At 71.5% G+C, this 20461-nt stretch carries 16 protein-coding genes; 10 read left to right on the top strand and 6 right to left on the bottom strand.

The genetic code is table 11. The features are described from left to right. The first annotated feature begins 3 nt into the window (after positions 1-3). The 5 genes from JIX55_RS23385 to JIX55_RS23365 all read left to right on the top strand — a co-directional run bounded on the left by JIX55_RS23385 (position 4) and on the right by JIX55_RS23365 (position 6146). Positions 4-1917 (top strand): acetyl/propionyl/methylcrotonyl-CoA carboxylase subunit alpha, encoded by a 1914-nt coding sequence (locus tag JIX55_RS23385; RefSeq protein WP_257565264.1) that lies wholly within the window; start codon positions 4-6, stop codon positions 1915-1917. Between the two features lie 81 nt (positions 1918-1998). Further along, entirely contained in the window at positions 1999-3162 is a 1164-nt protein-coding gene (locus JIX55_RS23380; RefSeq protein ID WP_257565263.1) for an acyl-CoA dehydrogenase family protein, read from the top strand. 28 nt (positions 3163-3190) lie between these two features. Next, a complete protein-coding gene (locus JIX55_RS23375; protein ID WP_257565262.1) occupies positions 3191-4759 on the top strand; it encodes a 4-coumarate--CoA ligase family protein in 1569 nt (522 codons plus the stop codon). Further along, positions 4756-5502 (top strand): enoyl-CoA hydratase family protein, encoded by a 747-nt coding sequence (locus JIX55_RS23370; RefSeq protein WP_257565261.1) that lies wholly within the window; start codon positions 4756-4758, stop codon positions 5500-5502. Before JIX55_RS23375 ends, JIX55_RS23370 begins: the two co-directional genes overlap by 4 nt. Positions 5503-5504: 2 nt before the next feature. After that, positions 5505-6146 (top strand): TetR/AcrR family transcriptional regulator, encoded by a 642-nt coding sequence (locus tag JIX55_RS23365; protein ID WP_257565260.1) that lies wholly within the window; start codon positions 5505-5507, stop codon positions 6144-6146. Between the two features lie 41 nt (positions 6147-6187). Here JIX55_RS23365 and pdxH read toward each other — a convergent pair whose 3' ends face one another. Next, on the bottom strand, positions 6188-6868 hold the full coding sequence (pdxH, locus tag JIX55_RS23360; protein WP_257565259.1) for a pyridoxamine 5'-phosphate oxidase: 681 nt from the start codon (positions 6866-6868) through the stop codon (positions 6188-6190). A 163-nt stretch (positions 6869-7031) separates the two neighbouring features. Between pdxH and JIX55_RS23355 the strand changes: the two genes are divergently transcribed. After that, complete coding sequence (locus tag JIX55_RS23355) at positions 7032-8132, top strand: citrate synthase 2 (protein WP_257565258.1); 1101 nt, start codon at positions 7032-7034, stop codon at positions 8130-8132. Positions 8133-8502: 370 nt separating this feature from the next. On the opposite strand, the gene JIX55_RS23350 is transcribed toward JIX55_RS23355, so the two are convergent. The 3 genes from JIX55_RS23350 to JIX55_RS23340 form a co-directional block, all read right to left on the bottom strand. Continuing rightward, the gene (locus tag JIX55_RS23350; protein WP_257565257.1) at positions 8503-9144 is read right to left on the bottom strand and encodes a maltokinase N-terminal cap-like domain-containing protein; all 642 of its coding nucleotides are present in this window, start codon (positions 9142-9144) and stop codon (positions 8503-8505) included. A gap of 107 nt (positions 9145-9251) precedes the next feature. Then, positions 9252-10724, bottom strand: coding sequence for a PAS domain-containing protein (locus JIX55_RS23345; RefSeq protein WP_257565256.1), 1473 nt, complete (start codon positions 10722-10724; stop codon positions 9252-9254). 190 nt (positions 10725-10914) lie between these two features. Continuing rightward, positions 10915-11670 carry an SIS domain-containing protein gene (locus JIX55_RS23340; RefSeq protein WP_257565255.1) on the bottom strand — a complete coding sequence of 252 codons (756 nt, stop codon included), beginning with the start codon at positions 11668-11670 and terminating at the stop codon, positions 10915-10917. Positions 11671-12037: 367 nt separating this feature from the next. Between JIX55_RS23340 and JIX55_RS23335 the strand changes: the two genes are divergently transcribed. After that, positions 12038-12730: a metal-dependent transcriptional regulator gene (locus tag JIX55_RS23335; RefSeq protein ID WP_033525889.1), complete on the top strand. Its 693-nt coding sequence runs from the start codon at positions 12038-12040 to the stop codon at positions 12728-12730. A 955-nt stretch (positions 12731-13685) separates the two neighbouring features. Then, a complete protein-coding gene (locus tag JIX55_RS23330) occupies positions 13686-14603 on the top strand; it encodes an alpha/beta fold hydrolase (protein WP_257565254.1) in 918 nt (305 codons plus the stop codon). A 118-nt stretch (positions 14604-14721) separates the two neighbouring features. On the opposite strand, the gene JIX55_RS23325 is transcribed toward JIX55_RS23330, so the two are convergent. Next, positions 14722-15405 carry a bifunctional DNA primase/polymerase gene (locus JIX55_RS23325; RefSeq protein WP_257565253.1) on the bottom strand — a complete coding sequence of 228 codons (684 nt, stop codon included), beginning with the start codon at positions 15403-15405 and terminating at the stop codon, positions 14722-14724. Between the two features lie 361 nt (positions 15406-15766). Between JIX55_RS23325 and JIX55_RS23320 the strand changes: the two genes are divergently transcribed. Together JIX55_RS23320 and JIX55_RS23315 are read left to right on the top strand one after the other, a co-directional pair. After that, positions 15767-17149 (top strand): transcriptional regulator, encoded by a 1383-nt coding sequence (locus tag JIX55_RS23320; protein ID WP_257565252.1) that lies wholly within the window; start codon positions 15767-15769, stop codon positions 17147-17149. Positions 17150-17365: 216 nt separating this feature from the next. After that, on the top strand, positions 17366-19075 hold the full coding sequence (locus JIX55_RS23315; RefSeq protein WP_257565251.1) for a hypothetical protein: 1710 nt from the start codon (positions 17366-17368) through the stop codon (positions 19073-19075). 43 nt (positions 19076-19118) lie between these two features. Here the strand turns inward: JIX55_RS23315 and JIX55_RS23310 are convergent, their stop codons facing one another. Beyond that, entirely contained in the window at positions 19119-20411 is a 1293-nt protein-coding gene (locus JIX55_RS23310; protein WP_257565250.1) for an ABC transporter substrate-binding protein, read from the bottom strand. Positions 20412-20461 lie beyond the last annotated feature (50 nt).

The following is a 20461-nucleotide window of genomic DNA, read 5'->3' as shown; positions in this document are numbered from 1 at the left end:
TCAGTGATCACTTCTGTCCTCGTCGCCAACCGGGGCGAGATCGCCTGCCGGATCTTCCGCACCTGCCGTGAGTGGGGAATCCACACGGTCGCCGTGCACTCCGACGCCGACGAGAACGCCCTCCACGCGCGCGTGGCCGACGCGACGGTACGGCTGCCGGGCGCGGCCCCCGCCGACACCTATCTGCGCGGCGACCTGATCGTGAAGGCCGCCCTCGCCGCCGGCGCCGACGCGATCCACCCCGGCTACGGCTTCCTCTCCGAGAACCCCGACTTCGCCCGCCAGGTCCTCGACGCGGGCCTCACCTGGATCGGCCCCACCCCGGACGCGATCGAGGCGATGGCCTCCAAGACCCGGGCCAAGGAGCTGATGGGCCTCACCCCCCTGCGCGAGGTCACCGAGGACGACCTGCCGGTCCTCGTGAAGGCCGCGGCGGGCGGCGGCGGACGCGGCATGCGCGTCGTACGCCGCCTGGAGGACCTGGACACCGCCCTGGAGAGCGCCCGCGCCGAGGCCACGAGCGCCTTCGGCGACGGCGAGGTCTTCGTCGAGCCCTACGTCGAGAACGGCCGCCACGTCGAGGTCCAGATCCTCGCCGACACCCACGGCACGATCTGGCCCCTCGGTACCCGCGACTGCTCCCTCCAACGCCGCCACCAGAAGGTCATCGAGGAGGCCCCGGCCCCCGCACTCTCCGAAGAACTCACTGAGGAACTCCACAACCTGGCCGTACGTGCCGCCCGAGCCGTCTCCTACGTCGGTGCGGGCACCGTCGAGTTCCTGGTCGCCGACGGAAGGGCCCACTTCCTGGAGATGAACACCCGCCTCCAGGTCGAACACCCGGTGACAGAAGCCGTCTTCGGCCTCGACCTGGTCGCCGAACAGATCCGCATAGCCGAAGGCCGGGCCCTGCCGGCCGACCCCCCACGCGCGCGTGGCCACGCCGTCGAGGCCCGCCTGTACGCAGAGGACCCCGCGCACCACTGGACCCCCCAGACCGGAACCCTGCACCGCCTCACCGTCTCCGAAAGCGTTGCCGAAGGCGTCTCCGAACGCTTCCCCGGACGCGTCGCCGAAAGCGTCTCCCCAGGCATCCGCCTGGACACCGGCTACGCCGACGGCGACGACATCGGCGTCCACTACGACCCCATGCTCGCCAAGGTCATCGCCCACGCCCCCACGCGCGCGGAGGCGATCCGCCGCCTGGCCGCCGCCCTGGACCGCGCCACGATCCACGGCCCGACCACCAACCGCGACCTCCTGGCCCGCTCCCTGCGCCACGAGGAATTCAGGACGGCCCGCATGGACACGGGCTTCTACGACCGCCACCTGCCCGACCTGACCCACCCCACCCCGGACCCGTACGCCCCCTTGGCCGCCGCCCTCGCCGACGCCCATACCCACGGCGACCCCCGCTTCGGCGGCTGGCGCAACGTCCCCTCCCAACCCCCGACCAGGCGCTACGCCCTGGCGGGCGAGGAATACGAGCCGGCCTACCGCCACACCCGCACCGGCTTGGAGGCCGACGGCGTGACGGTCGTCCACGCCGACGCCCACCTCGTCGTACTCGAAGTCGACGGCGTACGACGAAAGTTCGAGGTGGCGAGGTACGGCGCCGACCGCTACGTGAACACCACCAAGCTCACCGCACTCCCGCGCTTCCCCGACCCGACGACCCAACAGGCCCCGGGATCCCTCCTGGCCCCCATGCCGGGCACGGTCATCCGCGTGGCCGAGGGCCTGAAGCCGGGCACCCCCGTCGAGGCCGGAACCCCCCTCCTCTGGCTGGAGGCCATGAAGATGGAACACAAGATCACGGCCCCGACGACGGGCACGCTGGCAGCCCTGCACGTGGCTGTCGGACAGCAGGTCGAGATGGGTGCACTTCTGGCCGTGGTCCAGGACCCGCCTACTTAGGGGCGCGGGGAACTGCGCGACAAGCCCCCACAAACCCGCACCCTCCGAACGACGAACGGACCCTCCCCCTTAGGAGCCCTCATGTCCCCCGTCCTGGAATCCGAAGAACACAAAGCCCTACGAGCCGCCGTATCCGCCCTCGGTAAACGCTACGGCCGCGCCTACATAGCCACGATCAACAAAGAGGGCCGCCACCCGGACGAACTCTGGTCCGAAGCCGCCAAACTCGGCTACCTGGGCGTCAACCTCCCGGAGGAATACGGCGGCGGAGGCGGCGGAATCGCCGAACTCTCCATCGTCCTCGAAGAACTGGGCACCGCGGGCTGCCCTCTCCTCATGCTGATCGTCTCCCCGGCGATCTGCGGCACGGTGATCGCCCGCTTCGGCACAGAAGCCCAGAAACAGGCCTGGCTCCCCGGACTGGCCGACGGCTCCCGCCTCATGGCCTTCGGCATCACCGAACCCGACGCCGGCTCCAACAGCCACCGCATCACCACCACGGCCCGCAAGGATGAGACAGGCGACTGGCTCCTCACCGGCCGCAAGGTCTTCATCTCCGGCGTGGACAGGGCGGACGCCGTCCTCATGGTCGGCCGCACGGAAGACGCCCGCACCGGCACCCTCAAGCCCTGCCTCTTCATCGTCCCCAGGGACACCCCTGGCTTCGCATACCGCCAGATCGACATGGAACTCCGCGCCGCGGAGAAGCAGTTCGAGCTGACCTTCGACGACATCCGCCTCCCCGCCGACTCCCTCGTCGGCGACGAGAACGCCGGCCTGCTCCAGCTCTTCGCCGGCCTCAACCCCGAACGCATCATGACGGCCGCCTTCGCGATCGGCATGGCCAGGTACGCCCTCGCCAAGGCCGTCGACTACGCCCGCGACCGCACCGTATGGAGCCGTCCCATCGGCGCCCACCAGGCGATCGCCCACCCCCTCGCCCAGTCCCACATCGAACTCGAACTGGCCCGCCTGATGATGCAGAAGGCGGCGTACCTGTACGACGCAGGCGACGACGCGGCGGCGGGCGAGGCCGCCAACATGGCCAAGTACGCGGCGGGGGAGGCCTGCGTGAAGGCCGTCGACCAGGCCGTGCACACCCTCGGCGGCAACGGCCTCACGAACGAGTTCGGCCTCGCCTCGCTGATAACGGCGGCGCGCGTGTCTCGTATCGCACCGGTGAGCCGGGAGATGATTCTCAACTACGTCTCCCACCAGACCCTGGGCCTGCCGAAGTCGTACTGACCGGCACCGTGTGGCGCGAGGAGGAACCATGTTCCGCAGCGAGTACGCAGACGTCCCACCCCTCGAACTCCCCATCCACGACGTCGTACTGGGCCGAGCCGCCGAGTTCGGCGACCTGCCCGCGCTGATCGACGGCATCGACGGCACGACCCTCACGTACGAACAGGTGGACCGCTTCCACCGGCGCCTCGCGGCCGCGTTCGCCGAGGCGGGGGTCCGCAAGGGCGATGTGCTCGCCCTGCACAGCCCCAACACGATCGCCTACCCGACGGCCTTCTACGCCGCCACCCGCGCGGGCGCCACGGTCACCACCGTCCACCCGCTGGCCACCCCGGGCGAGCTGGCCAAACAGCTCCAGGACTCCGGGGCGAACTGGATCGTCACGGTCTCGCCGCTCCTCGAAACCGCCCGCACGGCCGCCGAACGCGTCGGCGGCATACGGGAGATCTTCGTCTGCGACAGCGCCCCCGGGCACCGTTCGCTGATCGACATGCTCGCCTCCGCCGCACCCGAGCCGGACGTCGAGATCAACCCGGTGACGGACCTGGCGGCCCTCCCGTACTCCTCCGGCACGACCGGCGTCCCCAAGGGCGTCATGCTCACCCACCGGTCCATCGCCACCAACCTCGCCCAACTCGAACCGGTCATGCCGGCCGACCCCGGCGACCGCATCCTCGCCGTACTGCCGTTCTTCCACATCTACGGCCTCACCGCCCTGATGAACGCCCCGCTGCGGCTCGGCGCCACCGTCGTCGTCCTCCCCCGCTTCGACCTGGAGGTCTACCTCGCGGCCATCGCCAAGTACGGCATCACGCACCTCTACGTCGCCCCGCCGATCGTCCTGGCCCTGGCCAAGCACCCGGCCGCCGAGCGCTACGACCTCTCCACGGTCCGGCACATCCTCTCCGCCGCCGCCCCCCTCGACGCGAAGCTCGCCACCGCCTGCTCGGCCCGCCTCGGCCTGCCGCCCGTCGTCCAGGGCTACGGCATGACCGAACTCTCCCCCTGCTCCCACCTGGTCCCCCTCGCCCAGGCCGCCTCCGCACCCCCCGGCACCGTCGGCAAACTCATCGCCGGCACCGAGATGCGGATCGTCTCCCTCGACGACCCCGGCAAGGACGTCGGCGTCGGTGAACCCGGTGAGATCGTCATCCGCGGCCCCCAGGTCATGAAGGGCTACCTGGGCCGCCCCCAGGCCACCGCCGACATGATCGACGCCGACGGCTGGCTCTTCACCGGCGACGTCGGCCACGCCGACGCCGACGGCTGGCTGTACATCGTCGACCGCGTCAAGGAACTCATCAAATACAAGGGCTTCCAGGTCGCCCCCGCCGAACTCGAAGCCCTCCTCGTCACCCACCCCGCCATCGCCGACGCCGCCGTCATCGGCCACTACGACGACGACGGCAACGAGGTCCCGCACGCCTTCGTCGTCCGCCACCCCACGGCCGACGGACTCTCCGAGGGCGAGGTCATGATGTACGTCGCCGAACGCGTCGCCCCCTACAAACGCGTCCGCCTCGTCACCTTCATCGACGGCGTCCCCCGGGCGGCCTCCGGGAAGATCCTCCGCCGCGAACTCAGGGAACGCCTGTGACAGACACCCAATCCCTCGTACGTGCCGCACACCACCGGGGAGTCGCCACCCTCACCCTCGACTCCCCGGCCAACCGCAACGCCCTCTCCGCCGCCCTCGTCGCCGAACTCCGCGCCACCCTCGAACAGTGCGGCAGAGACGGCACCGTACGCGCGATCGTCCTCACCCACACCGGCACCACCTTCTGCGCCGGCGCCGACCTCCGCGACCCACCCGACCCGAAAGCCCTGGTCGAGCTTCTCCGCCAGCTCCTCGAACTGCGCAAACCCGTCGTCGCCCGCGTCACCGGCCACGTCCGCGCGGGCGGCCTCGGCCTGCTCGGCGCCTGCGACATCGCCGCCGCCGGCGCCGAGGCCACCTTCGCCTTCACCGAGGTCCGCATCGGCGTCGCCCCCGCCGTCATCTCCCTCACCCTCCGCCCCCGCACCGACGCCCGCGCCCTCGCCCGCTACTACCTCACCGGCGAGACCTTCGGCTCCGCCGAAGCCGCCCGCATCGGCCTGCTCACCGCGGCCGGCGCCGACGTCGACGACGTACTCGAACCCGTCCTCGACGGACTGCGCCGAGCCTCCCCGACGGCCCTGGCGGAGACGAAACACCTGCTCACCACTAAGGTGCTGGAGAACTTCGACCTGGACACGGGCGAACTGACCCGCCTCTCGTCCCGGCTGTTCGCCTCCGCCGACGCCCGCGAGGGCATGACGGCCTTCCTCGAAAGACGGGAACCGGGATGGGTGTTGTGAGCATGGTGGGCACATCCGTTGACACCGACACCGGGGCGGTCGCCGAGCGCGGCCCCAAGCAGGACCGCAGCCGGATCACCCGCAAACGCCTCCTCGAAGCCGCCGTGGCCTGCCTCGCCGAACACGGCTGGGCCGGCTCCACCGTCTCCGTCGTCGCCGAACGCGCCGGCGTCTCCCGCGGCGCCGCACAACACCACTTCCGCACCCGCGAGGACCTGTTCACCGCGGCCGTCGAATACGTCGCCGAAGAGCGCTCCCTCGCCCTGCGCGCCCTCTTCCCCGAGGGCCCCGCCGACCGCCGCGCCGTCGTCGCCGCCGTCGTCGACCTCTACACCGGCCCCCTCTTCCGCGCCGCCCTCCATCTCTGGGTCGCCGCCTCCAACGAGGACCAGCTCCGCCCCCGCGTCACCGAACTCGAAGCCCGCGTCGGCCGCGAGACCCACCGCATCGCCGTCGACCTCCTCCGCGCCGACGAAACCGTCCCCGGCGTCCGCGAAACCGTCCAGGGCCTCCTCGACATGGCCCGCGGCCTCGGCCTCGCCAACCTCCTCACGGACGACACCGGACGCCGCGACAAGGTGGTGGCCCAGTGGGCGGCCCTGCTGGACGAGGCACTGGACCGGACGACGGAGACCCCGGACTGAGCCGCCCCACCGAGGTCACGCGCTGAGCCGCTCCACCGAGGTCACGGACTCAGCCGCTCCACCCGCCACGACCCGTCCGCCTCCGCCACATACCGCAACCGGTCGTGCAGCCGATTCCACCGCCCCTGCCAGAACTCCACACTCTGCGGCGCCACCCGGAAGCCACCCCAGTTCGGCGGCACCGGCACCTGCTCGCCCTCCGGATAGCGGGCGTGCAACTCCTCGTACGCGGCGTCCAGTTCGGTCCGCGAAGAGATCACCGAGGACTGCGCGCTGGCCCACGCCCCCAGCTGCGAACCATGCGGACGCGTACGGAAGTACGCCGCCGTCTCGTCCCGCCCGGTCCGCCGCGCCGTACCCGTCACGATCACCTGCCGGGCGATCGCATGCCACGGGAAGAGCAGCGAGACATACGGGTTCTCCGCCAGGTCGTGGGCCTTGCGGGAGTCGTAGTTCGTGTAGAAGACGAAGCCCTGTTCGTCGTACGCCTTCATCAGCACCGTACGAGAACCGGGGCGCCCCTCGGCGTCCGCCGTCGACACGACCATGGCGTTCGGCTCGAACACCGCGCCCTCCTGCGCGGCCTGCCGGAACCACCGCGCGAACTGCTCCATCGGATCACCGGCCAGCTCGCTCTCGTCGAGCCCGTCGGCCCGGTACTGCTTGCGCATGCGAGCGGGGTCGGGCACGGGTTCCAGGCCGGGATCGTTCACGGTGGTCATCTTGCCGTATCGGCGGCCGCCCGGAAGGTTGGTGGCACTGAGTGCCGCGCACCCTCCCCAAACCTGGCACTCAGGCGTAAGGTGCTGGAACATTCCGGTGGGGCCTCGTACCGCCGCCCCCGCCGGGCGCCCCCCTGTCGTACACATCACGAGGAGCCGCCTGATGTCCGACTTCGTACCCGGGCTCGAAGGGGTCGTCGCGTTCGAGACGGAGATCGCCGAACCGGACAAGGAGGGCGGCGCCCTCCGGTACCGGGGCGTCGACATCGAGGATCTGGTCGGCCACGTCTCCTTCGGCAACGTCTGGGGCCTCCTCGTCGACGGCGCGTTCCGCCCCGGCCTGCCGCCCGCCGAACCGTTCCCCATCCCGGTCCACTCGGGTGACATCCGCGTCGACGTCCAGTCCGCACTGGCCATGCTCGCCCCGGTCTGGGGCCTCAAGCCCCTCCTGGACATCGACGAGCAGCAGGCCCGCGCCGACCTCGCCCGCGCCGCCGTCATGGCCCTCTCCTACGTCGCCCAGTCCGCTCGCGGCCAGGGCCTGCCCATGGTCCCGCAGCGCGAGATCGACAAGGCCCAGTCCGTGGTCGAACGCTTCATGATCCGCTGGCGCGGCGAGCCGGACCCGAAGCACGTGGCGGCGGTGGACGCGTACTGGACATCGGCGGCCGAGCACGGCATGAACGCGTCCACGTTCACGGCGCGGGTCATCGCGTCGACGGGCGCGGATGTGGCGGCAGCCCTGTCCGGCGCGGTGGGAGCCATGTCGGGCCCCCTGCACGGCGGCGCCCCCTCCCGCGTACTGGGCATGATCGAGGAGATCGAGCGAACGGGCGACGCCGACGCCTACGTCAAACAAGCCCTCGACAAGGGCGAACGCCTCATGGGCTTCGGCCACCGCGTCTACCGCGCCGAGGATCCCCGCGCCCGAGTCCTCCGCCGCACCGCCCGCGACCTCGGCGCCCCCCGCTTCGAGGTGGCCGAGGCCCTGGAAAAGGCGGCCCTGGCGGAACTCCACGCCCGCCGCCCCGACCGAGTCCTGGCGACGAACGTCGAATTCTGGGCCGCGATCGTCCTCGACTTCGCCGAGGTCCCGGCCCACATGTTCACCTCGATGTTCACCTGCGCCCGCACGGCGGGCTGGTCGGCGCACATCCTGGAACAGAAGCGCACCGGCCGCCTCGTCCGCCCGTCCGCCCGCTACATCGGCCCGGGCCCGCGCGACCCGAGGGACATCGAGGGCTACGGGGACATCGCGCGGTAGGTAGTTCCTGTGCGGCATCACGTGGGGCCGAGGAGCCCCGCGTGATGCCGTTCGGCTACCGCGCTTCAAACGCAGACGACCCGCAGACTCTGGGTCCCTCCGCCTCAAGGACGAAGAAGCCGGCCGGACGTACCGGCGAGCCTGCGGGTCGGGTGACTGCTGGAGATTGGGCCGGCTGCGCGCTCAACACGCGCTGGTCCGGCACCGCACTGTGTGTGGTGCAGGGCCGCTAGCCCGCAGCCACCTCACGCGTCCGGTTGTCATACATCTGCCGAACCACCTCCTTTCTCGTGTACCCCACACCCTAAGAAGCGCTCCCAGAACGCTCAAGCGATTTTCCGAGGCGATTTCCGAGCCGATTGCCGAGGAATTACCGCAGTACGGCGAAGACCGCACGGGCCCGGATGCCGTCCGGGAGGGTCCAGTGGCCGCTGACGTGCCCCTTCGTGCCCTCCGGGAGATCGAGCGGGCCGGGCCGCAGGACCCGGTTCAGGCGGAGGACGGTGGTGCCGAGTCGGACGGGCAGCTCGGTGGCCTCGTCGGTGTCGGTGGCGGTCGGAGTGGCCACGGACAGTGGACCGTCTCCCTCGTAAGCGCGGGTGACCTCGTGGTCGGGGGTGTCGGTGAGGCTCTGGGCCTGGGGTTCGGCCCTGCCTTCGAAGAGGGCCAGGAGCTGGGCGACCAGGACCGGGTCGTGGCAGCCGTCGTAGGCCCAGCGCTTGCCCAGTACGCCGTGTTCCATGGTGCCGATGAGGGCGTGCTCGGCGTCGGGGAGCGGGGCGCCTCGGTAGGTGAGGGGAGCCAGGTAGTGGACCGGGGCGGGGCCGGAGGCGTCGGTGGCGACCATGAACTCGATGCCGACCTCGCCCTCGGGGTCGTCGAGGCGGAAGCCGCCGGCCTTGGTCAGCTCGGGTGCGGCGGTGCCACCGGCGTACCAGGGACGGGTGGGGAGCCAGGCGGTGAGCAGTTCGAGCTTGGTGGGCTTGAGGGTGGTGCGGTGGATGAGTGCCATGGCGGGGATTCTCTGCCGGGCCGATGGACGGACGCGAGCCCTTTCCCCGCCGCCGCGTTCCTCCCCCCCCCGTAACCGCGAGTCCCCTCGCCGCTCCGGTGCCGTGACTACTCCGCCGACCTCTCCAGTGCCTCCAGGTCCAGGGCCGCGGCGATGCGTATGGCGATGTCCTCGGCGTAGACCGCGTCCGTCCGTTCGAACGGGGTGCGGCCGGCGCCGCGGAGGAAGGTGACGACGCCCAGGGTGCGGCCTCGGCTGCGGAGGACGGCGCAGAGGGCGTGGACGGCGTCCGGGGGCCATTGGCGGCCGGTGGCCCAGTCGCGGGCGGCTTCGGGGGTGGCGGCGCCGGCGCCGGCGCGGACCGAGCCCGCCCGCTCCACGCATTGGAGGGCGGGGTGGCCCTGGCCGTAGCGGATGGGGATGCCGGCGTGGCCGGCGAGGTGGCTGGGGCCGGGCTGGCCGGAGGGGGTGGCGGCGGCGCGTACGAGGCGGGCGGGCCCTTCGCCGTCGGCGAGGGAGCCGCCGGCGACGCGGTCGATGAGGGCGTGGTCGGCGAAGCCTGCCAGGGCGAAGTCGAGGTGGACGGTGGCGGCCTCACCGGGGTCCTCGCACTCGGCGGCGGCGCGTGCGGCCCGGTGGAGCTGGTTGACGCGGAAGCGGAGCTGGGCGGCTTCCTGCTCGGTCTGTTTGGACTCGGTGATGTCCTGGAAGAGCCAGCCGACGCCGAGCGGAACCGGTTCCTCTGCCAGGGGCGAGGCGAGGCGGAGGAAGCCGCTGCGCCAGCAGCGGCGCTTCTCGCCCTCGGGGGTGCGGACGCCGACCCAGATCTCGGCGGGTGCGGGCGGGGCGCCCTCGGCGAGTACGTGGGTGAGGGCGCTCTCCAGTTCCTCGACGCCCTGGGTGAGCAGTTCGCCGATCGGGCGCCCGAGGACCGCCGTACGGCCGATGCCGAGGGCACGCGCGGCATGCGCGTTGACGACGGCGGGGCGCAGGTCGGCGTCGACGAGGACGACGCCCCAGGACGCGTCCTCGAAGAGGGCCTCGCTGAGGGCGATCGACCGTTCGAGGTCGATCTGCGCATGGACCTCGCTGAAGGCGCAGTACAGGCCGGCGGGTTTGCCGTCGGGCCCGCGTACGGCGGCGGACTGGGTGCGTACGAGGACCCGCCCGCCGTCCTTGGTGACCAGGGCGAACTCGTGGACCTGCCGGCCGGCCGCGTGCATGGCGGCCATCAGGCGCCCCTCGACCTCCTCGGCGTCCGCGGTCCGCACGGCCCACCCGGCGAATCCCCGGCGCCCGACCGCCTCCTCGGCGGTCCAGCCCAGGATCCGTTCGGCCTCGCGGTTCCAGTGGGTGACGACGCCGTCCGCGTCGAACGCGCACAGCGCGGCGTCCATGCCGTCCAGCAGGGCGGCGAGAAGATCCGAGCCACCGAAGTCCATGGAACCCTCGGTGCCCTCGGTGTTCTCCGTGCCTTCGGTGTTCTCGATGTCCTTGGTGTCCTCGTCCGTCGGACCGTCCCGCTCGGGCTCGTCGGGCCCGAGCTCGTCGGTGGTCCCACTACGCCGGGAAGCACTCACCTGAACCCCCTGCAGGCTGCGTTGCGTCCGCGTGTACGGGCATGTACGGCGCGTCGGTTCGCTCACTCGCAACCATTCAACTCGAACGTGACCCAGCCCACATCTGCTTCGCGCAAGATTTGGACGAAATCGTTGTACGCCGGATTTCCTTCTCTCCCTTCTCAACGTTCCCACGAATCCAGGGGCGCAGTCAGCGCAGGTAGAAGATCCGGTCGCCGTACTCCCGCATCACCCGGTCGTTCCAGTCGAGCCCGCCGTCGACGTTCCCGGAGCGGAGCAGCGGCGGTTCGATGCCCCGGTCCGCGAGGGAGGCGGCGGCGGTGGCCATGACCGACTGGAGGATCGCGGAGGTGACGACGGTGGAGGCCGGGGCGAAGGGGGCGGGGATGGCGTCGAGGGTGAGTTCCGCGTCGCCGACCGCGATCTTCGAGTCGAGGACGAGGTCGCAGTGGTCCTTGAGGAAGGTGCCGGAGGAGTGGCGGGATTTCGTCTCCGTGGCGTACGCGACCGAGGTGACGCCGATGACCTTCACGCCCAGCTCCCGGGCGTGCGTGGCCATTTCCACGGGGAGCGCGTTGCGGCCGGAGAGCGAGATGATCACGAGCAGGTCGCCGGCCCGGAGCGGGCTGGTGTCGAGCACCGCGGTCGCCAGTCCGTCGACCCGCTCCAGCGCCGACCCGAGCGTCGCGGGCAGCACGTCCACACCCACCGCTCCGGGTACGGCCAGCAGGTTCATCAGCGCGAGACCGCCGGCCCGGTAGACGAGGTCCTGCGCGGCGAGCGACGAGTGCCCGGCCCCGAACGCGAAGAGCCGCCCCCCGTCGGCGACGGTGTCCGCGACCATCTCCCCGGCCGCGGCGACGCTCTCCGCCTCCTCGTCCCGCACCCGCGCCAGCAGCCCGATGGCCGCGTCGAGGAATCGCCCGCCCAGCGTCCCGTCGTCCATGTGAACCTCTCAGCCTCTCCCCGGCCCGCAGTGTCGCGGATCACGTTAGAGGTCTGGACCACTGCGGTGTCAATGGGTGTGCTCTTCGGCTGCGGTTGAGTGGGGGCTGGTCGCGCCCACGCGGCGGAGCCGCATATCGATACAGCCCCGCGCCCCTTGAAGCGGGGATCCAAGGGCGCCGCCCTTGGAGGAGCCGCCACAACGGACGGAAAGGGCGGAAATCGGCCACCCGGCCGCCGTCGTAACGCCGTCGTTCCACCGGCACCGCACGGTTGTCAGTCGGATGCGCAAGAATTGAGTCCAGGGTCAGCGCAGCAAGCCGGTGTGGCCGTCGAAGCCCCCGGCTGAATCTCATCGAGGGGCACGTATGTCCGGACTGATCGATACGACGGAGATGTATCTCCGCACCATCCTCGAGCTGGAGGAGGAAGGTGTGGTCCCCATGCGCGCCCGGATCGCCGAGCGGCTCGACCAGAGCGGCCCCACGGTGAGCCAGACGGTCGCGCGCATGGAGCGCGACGGCCTGGTGTCCGTCGCCGCGGACCGCCACCTGGAGCTCACCGAGGAGGGCCGCCGGCTGGCGACGCGCGTGATGCGCAAGCACCGCCTCGCGGAGTGTCTGCTCGTCGACGTGATCGGCCTGGAGTGGGAGCAGGTCCACGCGGAGGCGTGTCGCTGGGAGCACGTGATGAGCGAGGCGGTCGAGCGCCGCGTCCTCGAACTGCTGCGCCACCCGACCGAGTCGCCGTACGGAAACCCGATCCCGGGCCTGGAGGAGCTGGGTGAGAAGGACGGCGCGGACCCCTTCCTGGACGAGGGCATGGTGTCCCTCGCGGACCTCGACCCGGGCACGGAGGGCAAGACCGTCGTCGTGCGCCGGATCGGCGAGCCCATCCAGACGGACGCCCAGCTGATGTACACGCTGCGGCGCGCGGGCGTGCAGCCCGGCTCGGTGGTGAGCGTGACGGAGGCGGCCGGCGGTGTCCTCGTGGGCAGCGGCGGCGAGGCCGCGGAACTGGAGGCGGACGTCGCCTCCCACGTGTTCGTGGCCAAGCGCTGACCCGCGTGCGCGTGGCGGAGCACTGATGACCCGCGTACGCGTGGCTGAGTACTGATCCACGTACTCGCCATGGGCGCGGGCCTCCGTGCTCGGCACCGTCGCACCGCCGCAACCGGCCCACGTGCACGCCACCGCCGCACCGACCTATTCCGACCATCCGGTGCCGTCCTGTGTCGCCCCATGTCGGCCCCTGTCGTCTCCTGTCGGCCGTCGTTCGGCACGTGGCGATGGATTTCCGTATCATCCGCCAACTCCCGGTGTGGGAGGGGAAGTTGTGGCGTATCGGGGTCGATGTCCGCGATCCCGTCGAATCAAGATTCAGTGCGCCGAATCGCAGCGCTCGGGCCGTTCGCGTGCGAGGCTTGCGCGTGAGGCATATGACCTGAGGGGCTCTTGGCCGCCCGAGACGACGATCTCCGGGTGGCAGGGGAAGGGGCGGGGCGGATGTGCCGTGGACATGAGGAGGGCCCCGGCGCCGTGTGGCGCCGGGGCCTGTCCTCCCCTGTGCTGACCCGGAGCCCCGAGCTCCCAGGGTCATTCCCCTCGGACCGTTTTCCCCGAGCGGCCCGCCTCCCGTTGAAGATCTCCCCTCGGTGGCTGCGGGCAATCCTTGATGGGGGTCACTCGAATGAGGGGTGTTGTCGCCAAGAGCGGCATCTTCGAATGTGTATTCGATAACCTGTACCGGCGTGGCGGCCTTGCGTGACCCGTGTCGGAGTCGACGCGCACACCCCACACGTAACGTGTCAACCGATATGCGCGCTGTAACACAGGGGCTCGCCGTCCGAGCGACGCACGCGACAGTAAAAGCAGCAAAAGCAGCAAAAGTGGCCAAAGCAGCAGGAGCGGCAGCACGACAGCGGTACGACAGCAGTTGGGACGAGTGGACCGGCCGGCTCGAAGCGGGAGCGAGAGGCGGGAGCGAGCGGTCCGGGCAGGAGTCTGGGGGGTGCCAATGGTGCGGCGCATCGACGTGACCGGAGCGGGCGGTGTAAGTCTCGCCGCCTGGGAGTTCGGCGACCCGCCCAAGACCGGCGACAAGGTCGACGACACTGCGGGGGGCGGGACCGCCGAGGGCGCCATGGATCGGGGCGGCGACCACGCGCCAGGGTCCGGGGTGCTGTTATTGCACGGCCTCATGGGCCGCGCCTCGCACTGGGCACCCACCGCCCGCTGGCTCTCCGAACGGCATCGCGCCGTCGCACTCGACCAGCGCGGCCACGGCCAGAGCGCGAAGCCCGAGCAGGCCGCGTACACCCGTGAGGCCTACGTCGATGACGTCGAGGCCGCGATCGAACAGCTGGGCCTCGCCCCGGTCGTCCTCATCGGCCACGCCATGGGCGCGCTGACCGCCTGGCAGCTGGCCGCCAAGCGCCCGGACCTGGTGCGCGGCCTGATCATCTGCGACATGCGGGCCTCCGCGCTGGGCGCCGCCTCGCAGCGCGAGTGGGAGAACTGGTTCAAGGCCTGGCCGCTGCCCTTCGCCACCCTCGCCGACGTCCGCAAGTGGTTCGGCGAGGACGACCCCTGGGTGGAGCGCCCCAGCCCGTCCCGCGGCGAGTTCTACGCCGAGGTCATGCACGAGGGGCCGGACGGCTGGCGGCCCGTCTTCGACCCCGAGCAGATGCTCAAGACCCGCGAGACCTGGGTGTACGACGCGCACTGGGAGGAGCTGACCCAGGTCCGCTGCCCCGCCCTCGTCGTCCGTGGTCTCGACGGCGAGCTCGGCCGCGCCGAGTCCCAGGAAATGGTCCGCGTCCTGCCCCACGGCCAGTACGCCGAGGTCGCCGACGCCGGCCACCTCGTCCACTACGACCAGCCGGACGCATGGCGCTCCGCGATCGAGCCGTTCCTGGACAGCCTGTCGGACTGAGGGGGCCGTGCGCCCGGTAGCTCGGGGTGCGTGATTTCGCGGGTGCGGGTGGTCCATGCGCGAGCAGCCACGACCGACCCGCAGCCGCGAAACGTACCCGCGGTCCCCATCCGGAGCGTTACCGGCGCCCGTCCCGCCCACACGCGTAGGCGAGCGGCGAGATCAGCTCCTCCGCATCCGGCAGCCACCGATTCGCCGGCGTGGGCCGTCGAGCCCACTGCACAGCTCCCCGAGACCCGTACCGCGTGGGCGGAGCCGCCACGTACTCGCCCTCACCCAACGCCCTGAGGTCGAGCGCCAGCGGCGACCAGCCCAACTTCCGTACGAGATCGGGGGCCTTGACGGAGGCGCCGGGCAGCACGAAGAAATGCATCCGACGATCCGGCGTCCACGTCACCGGACCGAGCGTCAGCTCCATGCGTTCCATGCGGGCCAGCGCCAGCAGACCCGCGGTCTCGGGAACGTCGATCGTGTCGAAGGTGCGGCCGGTCGGCAGGAGGATCGACGCGGTGGGCTGCTTCGACCACAGACGGCGTGCGACGGTCGCACTGCCTGTTGCCTGGGTCCCCCAGTCCTCGCGCGCCGGGTGTGCGCCGGGGGTGGCGCACGCGGCGTTGCCGCAGGAGCAGTGCTGCACCCCGTCGACGGCTTCCAGCCATGTACCGGGGAACACGTCCCAGTGGCGCTCTTCGGCGTATCGAACGGCGGTGTCCAGCAGCGATTCACCACGCTGCTTCGGGATTTGGGCAGCTTCAGGGCCCGCGATGGTCTCTTCCACGATGAACACAACTCTAGCGGTCATCAGGAGTTACGGAAATCACATGTGCCGGGGAGAGCACCGGTCACGGGGCCGGGGCGCATGGGTGCACGCTCGGGGGCGCGTGAGAGGGATCACGGAGTGAGCCGGGTAGCCACGTGTGGGGTACGGCATCCGTGTTTACCCCGGCAATCCTGGTATGTCTCGCATCTTCGATATGTCGGCGGGGCATTGATCTTCGAGGCCGGATCTTTTCGATAGGTGGGTACGCGCTTTCGGTACGCGCGTTCGGTGCGTGGGCGCCGTGTGCACGGGTGGCGCGTGACCGCGTGTGCGAAGGGTTCGACCGCTGAAGGCACGTCAACTCGGTGCGTGGGCAAGGCACCACAGCCACAGGGGGTACGCCATGGCCGCAAGGCCGCTCGTCGCCAGGCAGCCGAACGAACGACTGCAGGCACTCATCCAGGAAGCGGGCTGCTCCAACGCGGGGCTCGCCCGCCGGGTCAACATGTGCGGCGCGGAGCACGGCCTCGATCTCCGCTACGACAAGACATCCGTCGCGCGCTGGCTGCGCGGACAGCAGCCGCGGGGCCGGGCACCCGCGATCATCGCCGAGGCCCTCGGCCGCAAGCTGGGCCGTACGGTCACGATCGACGAGATCGGCATGGCCAACGGCAAGAACCTCGCGTCCGGCGTCGGCCTCCAGTTCTCGCCGACGGTACTGGGCGCCATCGAGCAGGTCTGCGAGTTGTGGCGCAGCGACGTGGGCCGGCGGGACTTCCTCTCCGGGTCGTCCGTCGCCGCCTCCGCGCTCGTCGAGCCGAGCCGTGACTGGCTGATCTCCGCGCCGGACTCCCAGGTGGCCCGCTCGGCGGGGCCCCGGGTGGGCCTCGCCGATGTGGCGGCCGTGCGCGCGATGACCCAGGCGCTCGTCGACCTCGACCACCAGTACGGCAGCGGGCATGTACGGCCGGTCGTCGTGCACTACCTCAACAGCGTGGTCTCGGGGCTGCTGGCCGGCTCCTACCGGGAGGCGGTGGGGCGGGAGTTGTTCGCCGCGGTCGCCCGGCTGACCGAACTCGCCGGATACATGGCCGTCGACACCGGGCAGCCCGGGCTCGCCCAGCGGTACTACATCCAGGCGCTCCGCCTCGCCCAGGCCGCCGGCGACCGCGCGTACGGCGGTTATGTGCTCGCCGCGTCCATGAGCCATCTCGCCGCGCAGCTCGGAAACCCGCGGGAGATCGCGCAGTTGGCGCGCGCGGCGCAGGAAGGGGCGCGGGGGCGGGCGACCGCGCGCGCGGAGTCCATGTTCCACGCGGCGGAGGCGCGCGGGCACGCGCTGATGGGCGAGGCGAGGGCCGCGCAGACGGCGGCGGGGCGGGCCGTGGAGGCGTTGGAGGCGGCGGATCCCTCGTCCGGGGACGACCCGGCGTGGATCAAGCACTTCGACGAGGCCTATCTGGCCGACGAGTTGGCGCACTGCCACCGGGACCTGGGGCAGGCGGAGGCTGCGGCCCGGCGGGCCGAGGAGTCGTTGGCCAGGCATCCCGAGTCGCGGGCGCGGCGCCGGGCGATCGGGTATGTGCTGCTCGCCACGGCGCAGGTGCAGAAGCGGGAGGTCGAGCAGGCCTGCCATACGGGACTGAAGGCCGTGGAGTTGCTGGGGTCGCTTCGGTCGAATCGGGGGGCCGAGTACCTGGAGGACTTCCAGCAGCGGTTGGAGCCGTTCAGGGAGGAGGCGGTGGTCAGGGAGTTCGGGGCGCGGATGGACTTGCAGGCGGCGTAGGCGCTCCGCTCCGGTGAGGGACTTCGGTCGGTTCGCGGCCGCGGGCCGTCCGTGGCCGGTCGCGCCCACGCGGCGGAGCCGCATGTCGATGCAGCCCCGCGCCCCGTGAGTAGGGGCTGCGCCCCTTACTCGTGGCGCGGGTGGTGCCTGGGCTGTCACCCGGACCGGGTAGCGTGAGGCGACGATTCCGGAAGTCCCCCATTCGTAGGAGTCTCGGTGACGCAGAGTGGACAGGGCGAGGAGCCCTCGGCGCGGACCGCGCGCGAAGGCATCGTGCTGCCCTCGGACGGTGGCGCGCCGCTCCATCCGAGCGATCTGCCGTCGGCCCAGCTGCCGCCGGCCCCGGCCCAGTCGTGGGAGCAGCGGCAGTGGGGCCCTGAGGGGGCCGCCGCCGCGCCGACTCCGCCGCCGGCCGACCAGTGGAACAGCGTGCCGTCCGCGCCCGAGTGGGGCGGCCAGGGGGCGCACGACGCGTACGGCGCATACGGCGCGTACGGACCCCAGGGCGGGCAGGACGCGTACGGACCCCAGGGCGGTCAGGGCGGGCAGGACGGTGGGATGCCGTTGCCGCCCGAGGGCGCGCAGCAGCGGGAGTCGTACGGTGCCGAGGGGTATGGCGGGGCGGGATCGGGTGTCCCGTTGCCGCCGGTCGCGGGGGAGGTGTCCCTGGCTTCGGAGGCGGCGTCGGCACCGCCGCAGAGTGCGCCGCTGCCGTCCGTTGACGAGGGGGCCACCCAGTACATCCCGTATGTGCCGGCGGCCGGGGCCATGCCCGTGGACGAAGGGGCGACGCAGTACATACCGCCGGTGGCCCCGGCGGCGCCCGCCGCGGAGGCCGCCACGCAGTATCTGCCGCCGGTCGGACCGGGAGCGCTGCCGCCGGAGGCGTCGGCCGACGCGACGACGTATCTGGGGCGGGTGTCCGACAACCGCGGTGCCGGGCCCCTGCCGCCCACCGCGAACCCCGCACAGCCCATGCCCTCGGCGCCCGCCGGGAACCCGGACGCCGAGGCCACGCAGTACATACCGCCGGTGCCCGCGCAGGCGCAGCCCCAGCCGTACGGTGCGCCGGGCCAGCGGCAGGCGCCGCAGCAGCCGGACGTGTTCGACAGTCTCTTCCGGAGCGAGCCGGGGGCCGGGGCCGTCGGGGCCACTCAGCACCTGCCGAAGATCGAGCACCCGTATGCCGCGCCGGCGCCGCAGGGCCCCGGCGGCTATGGGGATCCCGGTGGTCACGGTGGCCATGGTGGTCACGGTGGGCGGGCCTCCGCGAGACGGGACAGCGGGGGCGGCGGGGGGCGTACGGGATCCCGGGTGCCGCTCATCGCGCTCGTCGGGGTGGGGATAGCCGTCCTCGGGATCGGGGCGGGTGCCCTGATGGCCGGGTCGGGGGACGACTCGTCGCAGAAGGACAACAAGCCCGTGGCGGCGACCGGGGCGCCCGAGGAGTCGGCGTCCGCGTCGGTGGACCCGGCGAAGGAGCAGGCGGTCGCGCTGGACAAGCTGCTGGCGGACAGCGGTGACAGCCGGAGCAGCGTGATCAAGGCGGTCGCGAACATCAAGGCCTGCACCAACCTGGGCAAGGCCGCCACCGACCTCCGGGCCGCAGCCGCGCAGCGCAACGACCTGGTCACCAGGCTCGGCGAGCTGTCCGTGGACAAGCTGCCGAACCACGCGGCCCTGACCACCTCGCTCACCAAGGCGTGGAAGGCCTCCGCCTCCGCCGACAACCACTACGCCGCGTGGGCCGACCAGGCCGCCGGGAAGAAGGGCTGCAAGAAGGGCCAGGCCGTCACCACCGGCCAGACCCAGGCCGGCAACCAGGCCAGCGGCACCGCGAGCGCCGAGAAGAACAAGGCCGCCAAGCTGTGGAACTCGATCGCCACCACGTACGGCCTGACCCAGCGTCAGGCGGTCCAGCTGTAGCCGGGCCGCGGCCCTGACGCGGGCCGGTGGCCCGGCGCGCGGCTCAGTTCTCCGCGTCCACCAGGGTCTTCTCCACGTTCACGAAGCCCCGCCGGGCGGCGACCAGTTGGCCCTTGCGTACGACCTGGAAGGTGACCTCGGGGTTGATCAGGCGGGGGAAGCCGGCGGAGGCGATGAGGTCCTCGAAGCGCCAGCTGAGCGTGGGGGTCAGGCCGCCCGTGGTGACCTTCAGCCCGTCGTCGAGGACGCGGCGGATCCTCTGGGAGGTCACCTCGCCGTCGCCGATCCCCTCGATGGCGGCCTTCAGGACGGTGTACGCGATCCACGTGGTCTGCACACCGGGGTCCGCCGGGTCGATCCGGTTGTCGCCGAAGGCGTGCTCCTTGATCACCTTCTTCATCTCGTCCCACCGCTTGTCGGTCTCCGCCGGGTACCAGCCGGTGACGTACGACCCCTCGTACGGCCCCGACCGGCCTCCGGTCGCGTCGATCACCGTCTGGTCGACGCTGCCGAGGACGGTCCCGGTGCGGACATCGGGGTAGTCGTCGCGGTCGCGGCGGAAGGAGTCCATGAAGGTGAAGGTGCGGTCGCCGAGCGCGGGCACGACGCATCCCTCGGCAGCCGGGTCGATGGTGGCCCGCCGCAGCGCCTCCCGGGCGTGCTCCCCGTACTCGGTCGCGTCCTCGGCGGCCAGCTGGTCCTCGGACTTGCCGTGGCCGCCCGACCTCAGCCCCGAGTCCAGCAGCAGCGGCAGCTGGTCGCCGGCGATCGAGTCGGGGCGTACGAGGGCGACCGGGCCGCAGGCCTTCGAGAGCTGTTCGCCGAGGCCGGCCATGAGGGAGGCCTGGCCGCCGTTGACGGGGTAGGACAGGGCGCTGGCGAACTCGTCGTCGGTGACGCCGTAGCCGCCTATGTAGGGGATGCCCGCGGACTCCAGCGGGGCGAGGAAGGCGCGGCCGTGCTGGCTGTAGGAGCCGACGACGGCGACGACGTTCTCCGAGGCGGCGCGGCGGGCGCACTTCGCGGCGGCCACGGTGTCGTTCTTGTCGTTGCAGGTGAGGATCTTCAGCTCACGGCCGTCGATGCCGCCGTTGGCGTTGATCCAGCGGGCGTACGCCTTGGCCATCGCGGGCATGCCTGGCTTGTTGGTGGCGGCGGTCTTCTCCGGGGCCCAGGTCATGACGGTGATGGGGCCATCCCCGGAACCCCCCGCGGTACCAGGGATGGCCCCGCACCCGACGACGAACGACGCGCACGCCGCGAGGGTGGTGACTCTGACCAGGCCTTTGGCGAGGCCTTTGGGCAGGGTTGTACGTCGTGCCTGGAAGCCGGTCATGGCTCCGCACGATTCCGCCATATCACCAACCTGGGCGTGACGGACGGTCA

It is taken from the genome of Streptomyces sp. DSM 40750, assembly GCF_024612035.1.
Classification (GTDB): domain Bacteria; phylum Actinomycetota; class Actinomycetes; order Streptomycetales; family Streptomycetaceae; genus Streptomyces.
The sequence above is the reverse complement of the archived record's forward strand: the minus strand, read 5'-3'. Positions and strand labels throughout refer to the sequence as shown.

Coding starts and splice junctions, on each gene's coding strand:
- JIX55_RS23380 (WP_257565263.1), top strand. CDS start 1,999: ATGTCCCCCGTCCTGGAATCCGAAGAACACAAAGCCCTACGAGCCGCC.
- JIX55_RS23335 (WP_033525889.1), top strand. CDS start 12,038: ATGTCCGGACTGATCGATACGACGGAGATGTATCTCCGCACCATCCTC.
- JIX55_RS23320 (WP_257565252.1), top strand. CDS start 15,767: ATGGCCGCAAGGCCGCTCGTCGCCAGGCAGCCGAACGAACGACTGCAG.
- JIX55_RS23310 (WP_257565250.1), bottom strand. CDS start 20,411: ATGACCGGCTTCCAGGCACGACGTACAACCCTGCCCAAAGGCCTCGCC.
- JIX55_RS23340 (WP_257565255.1), bottom strand. CDS start 11,670: ATGGACGACGGGACGCTGGGCGGGCGATTCCTCGACGCGGCCATCGGG.
- JIX55_RS23355 (WP_257565258.1), top strand. CDS start 7,032: ATGTCCGACTTCGTACCCGGGCTCGAAGGGGTCGTCGCGTTCGAGACG.
- JIX55_RS23350 (WP_257565257.1), bottom strand. CDS start 9,144: ATGGCACTCATCCACCGCACCACCCTCAAGCCCACCAAGCTCGAACTG.
- JIX55_RS23365 (WP_257565260.1), top strand. CDS start 5,505: ATGGTGGGCACATCCGTTGACACCGACACCGGGGCGGTCGCCGAGCGC.
- JIX55_RS23325 (WP_257565253.1), bottom strand. CDS start 15,405: ATGACCGCTAGAGTTGTGTTCATCGTGGAAGAGACCATCGCGGGCCCT.
- JIX55_RS23375 (WP_257565262.1), top strand. CDS start 3,191: ATGTTCCGCAGCGAGTACGCAGACGTCCCACCCCTCGAACTCCCCATC.
- pdxH (WP_257565259.1), bottom strand. CDS start 6,868: ATGACCACCGTGAACGATCCCGGCCTGGAACCCGTGCCCGACCCCGCT.
- JIX55_RS23330 (WP_257565254.1), top strand. CDS start 13,686: ATGGTGCGGCGCATCGACGTGACCGGAGCGGGCGGTGTAAGTCTCGCC.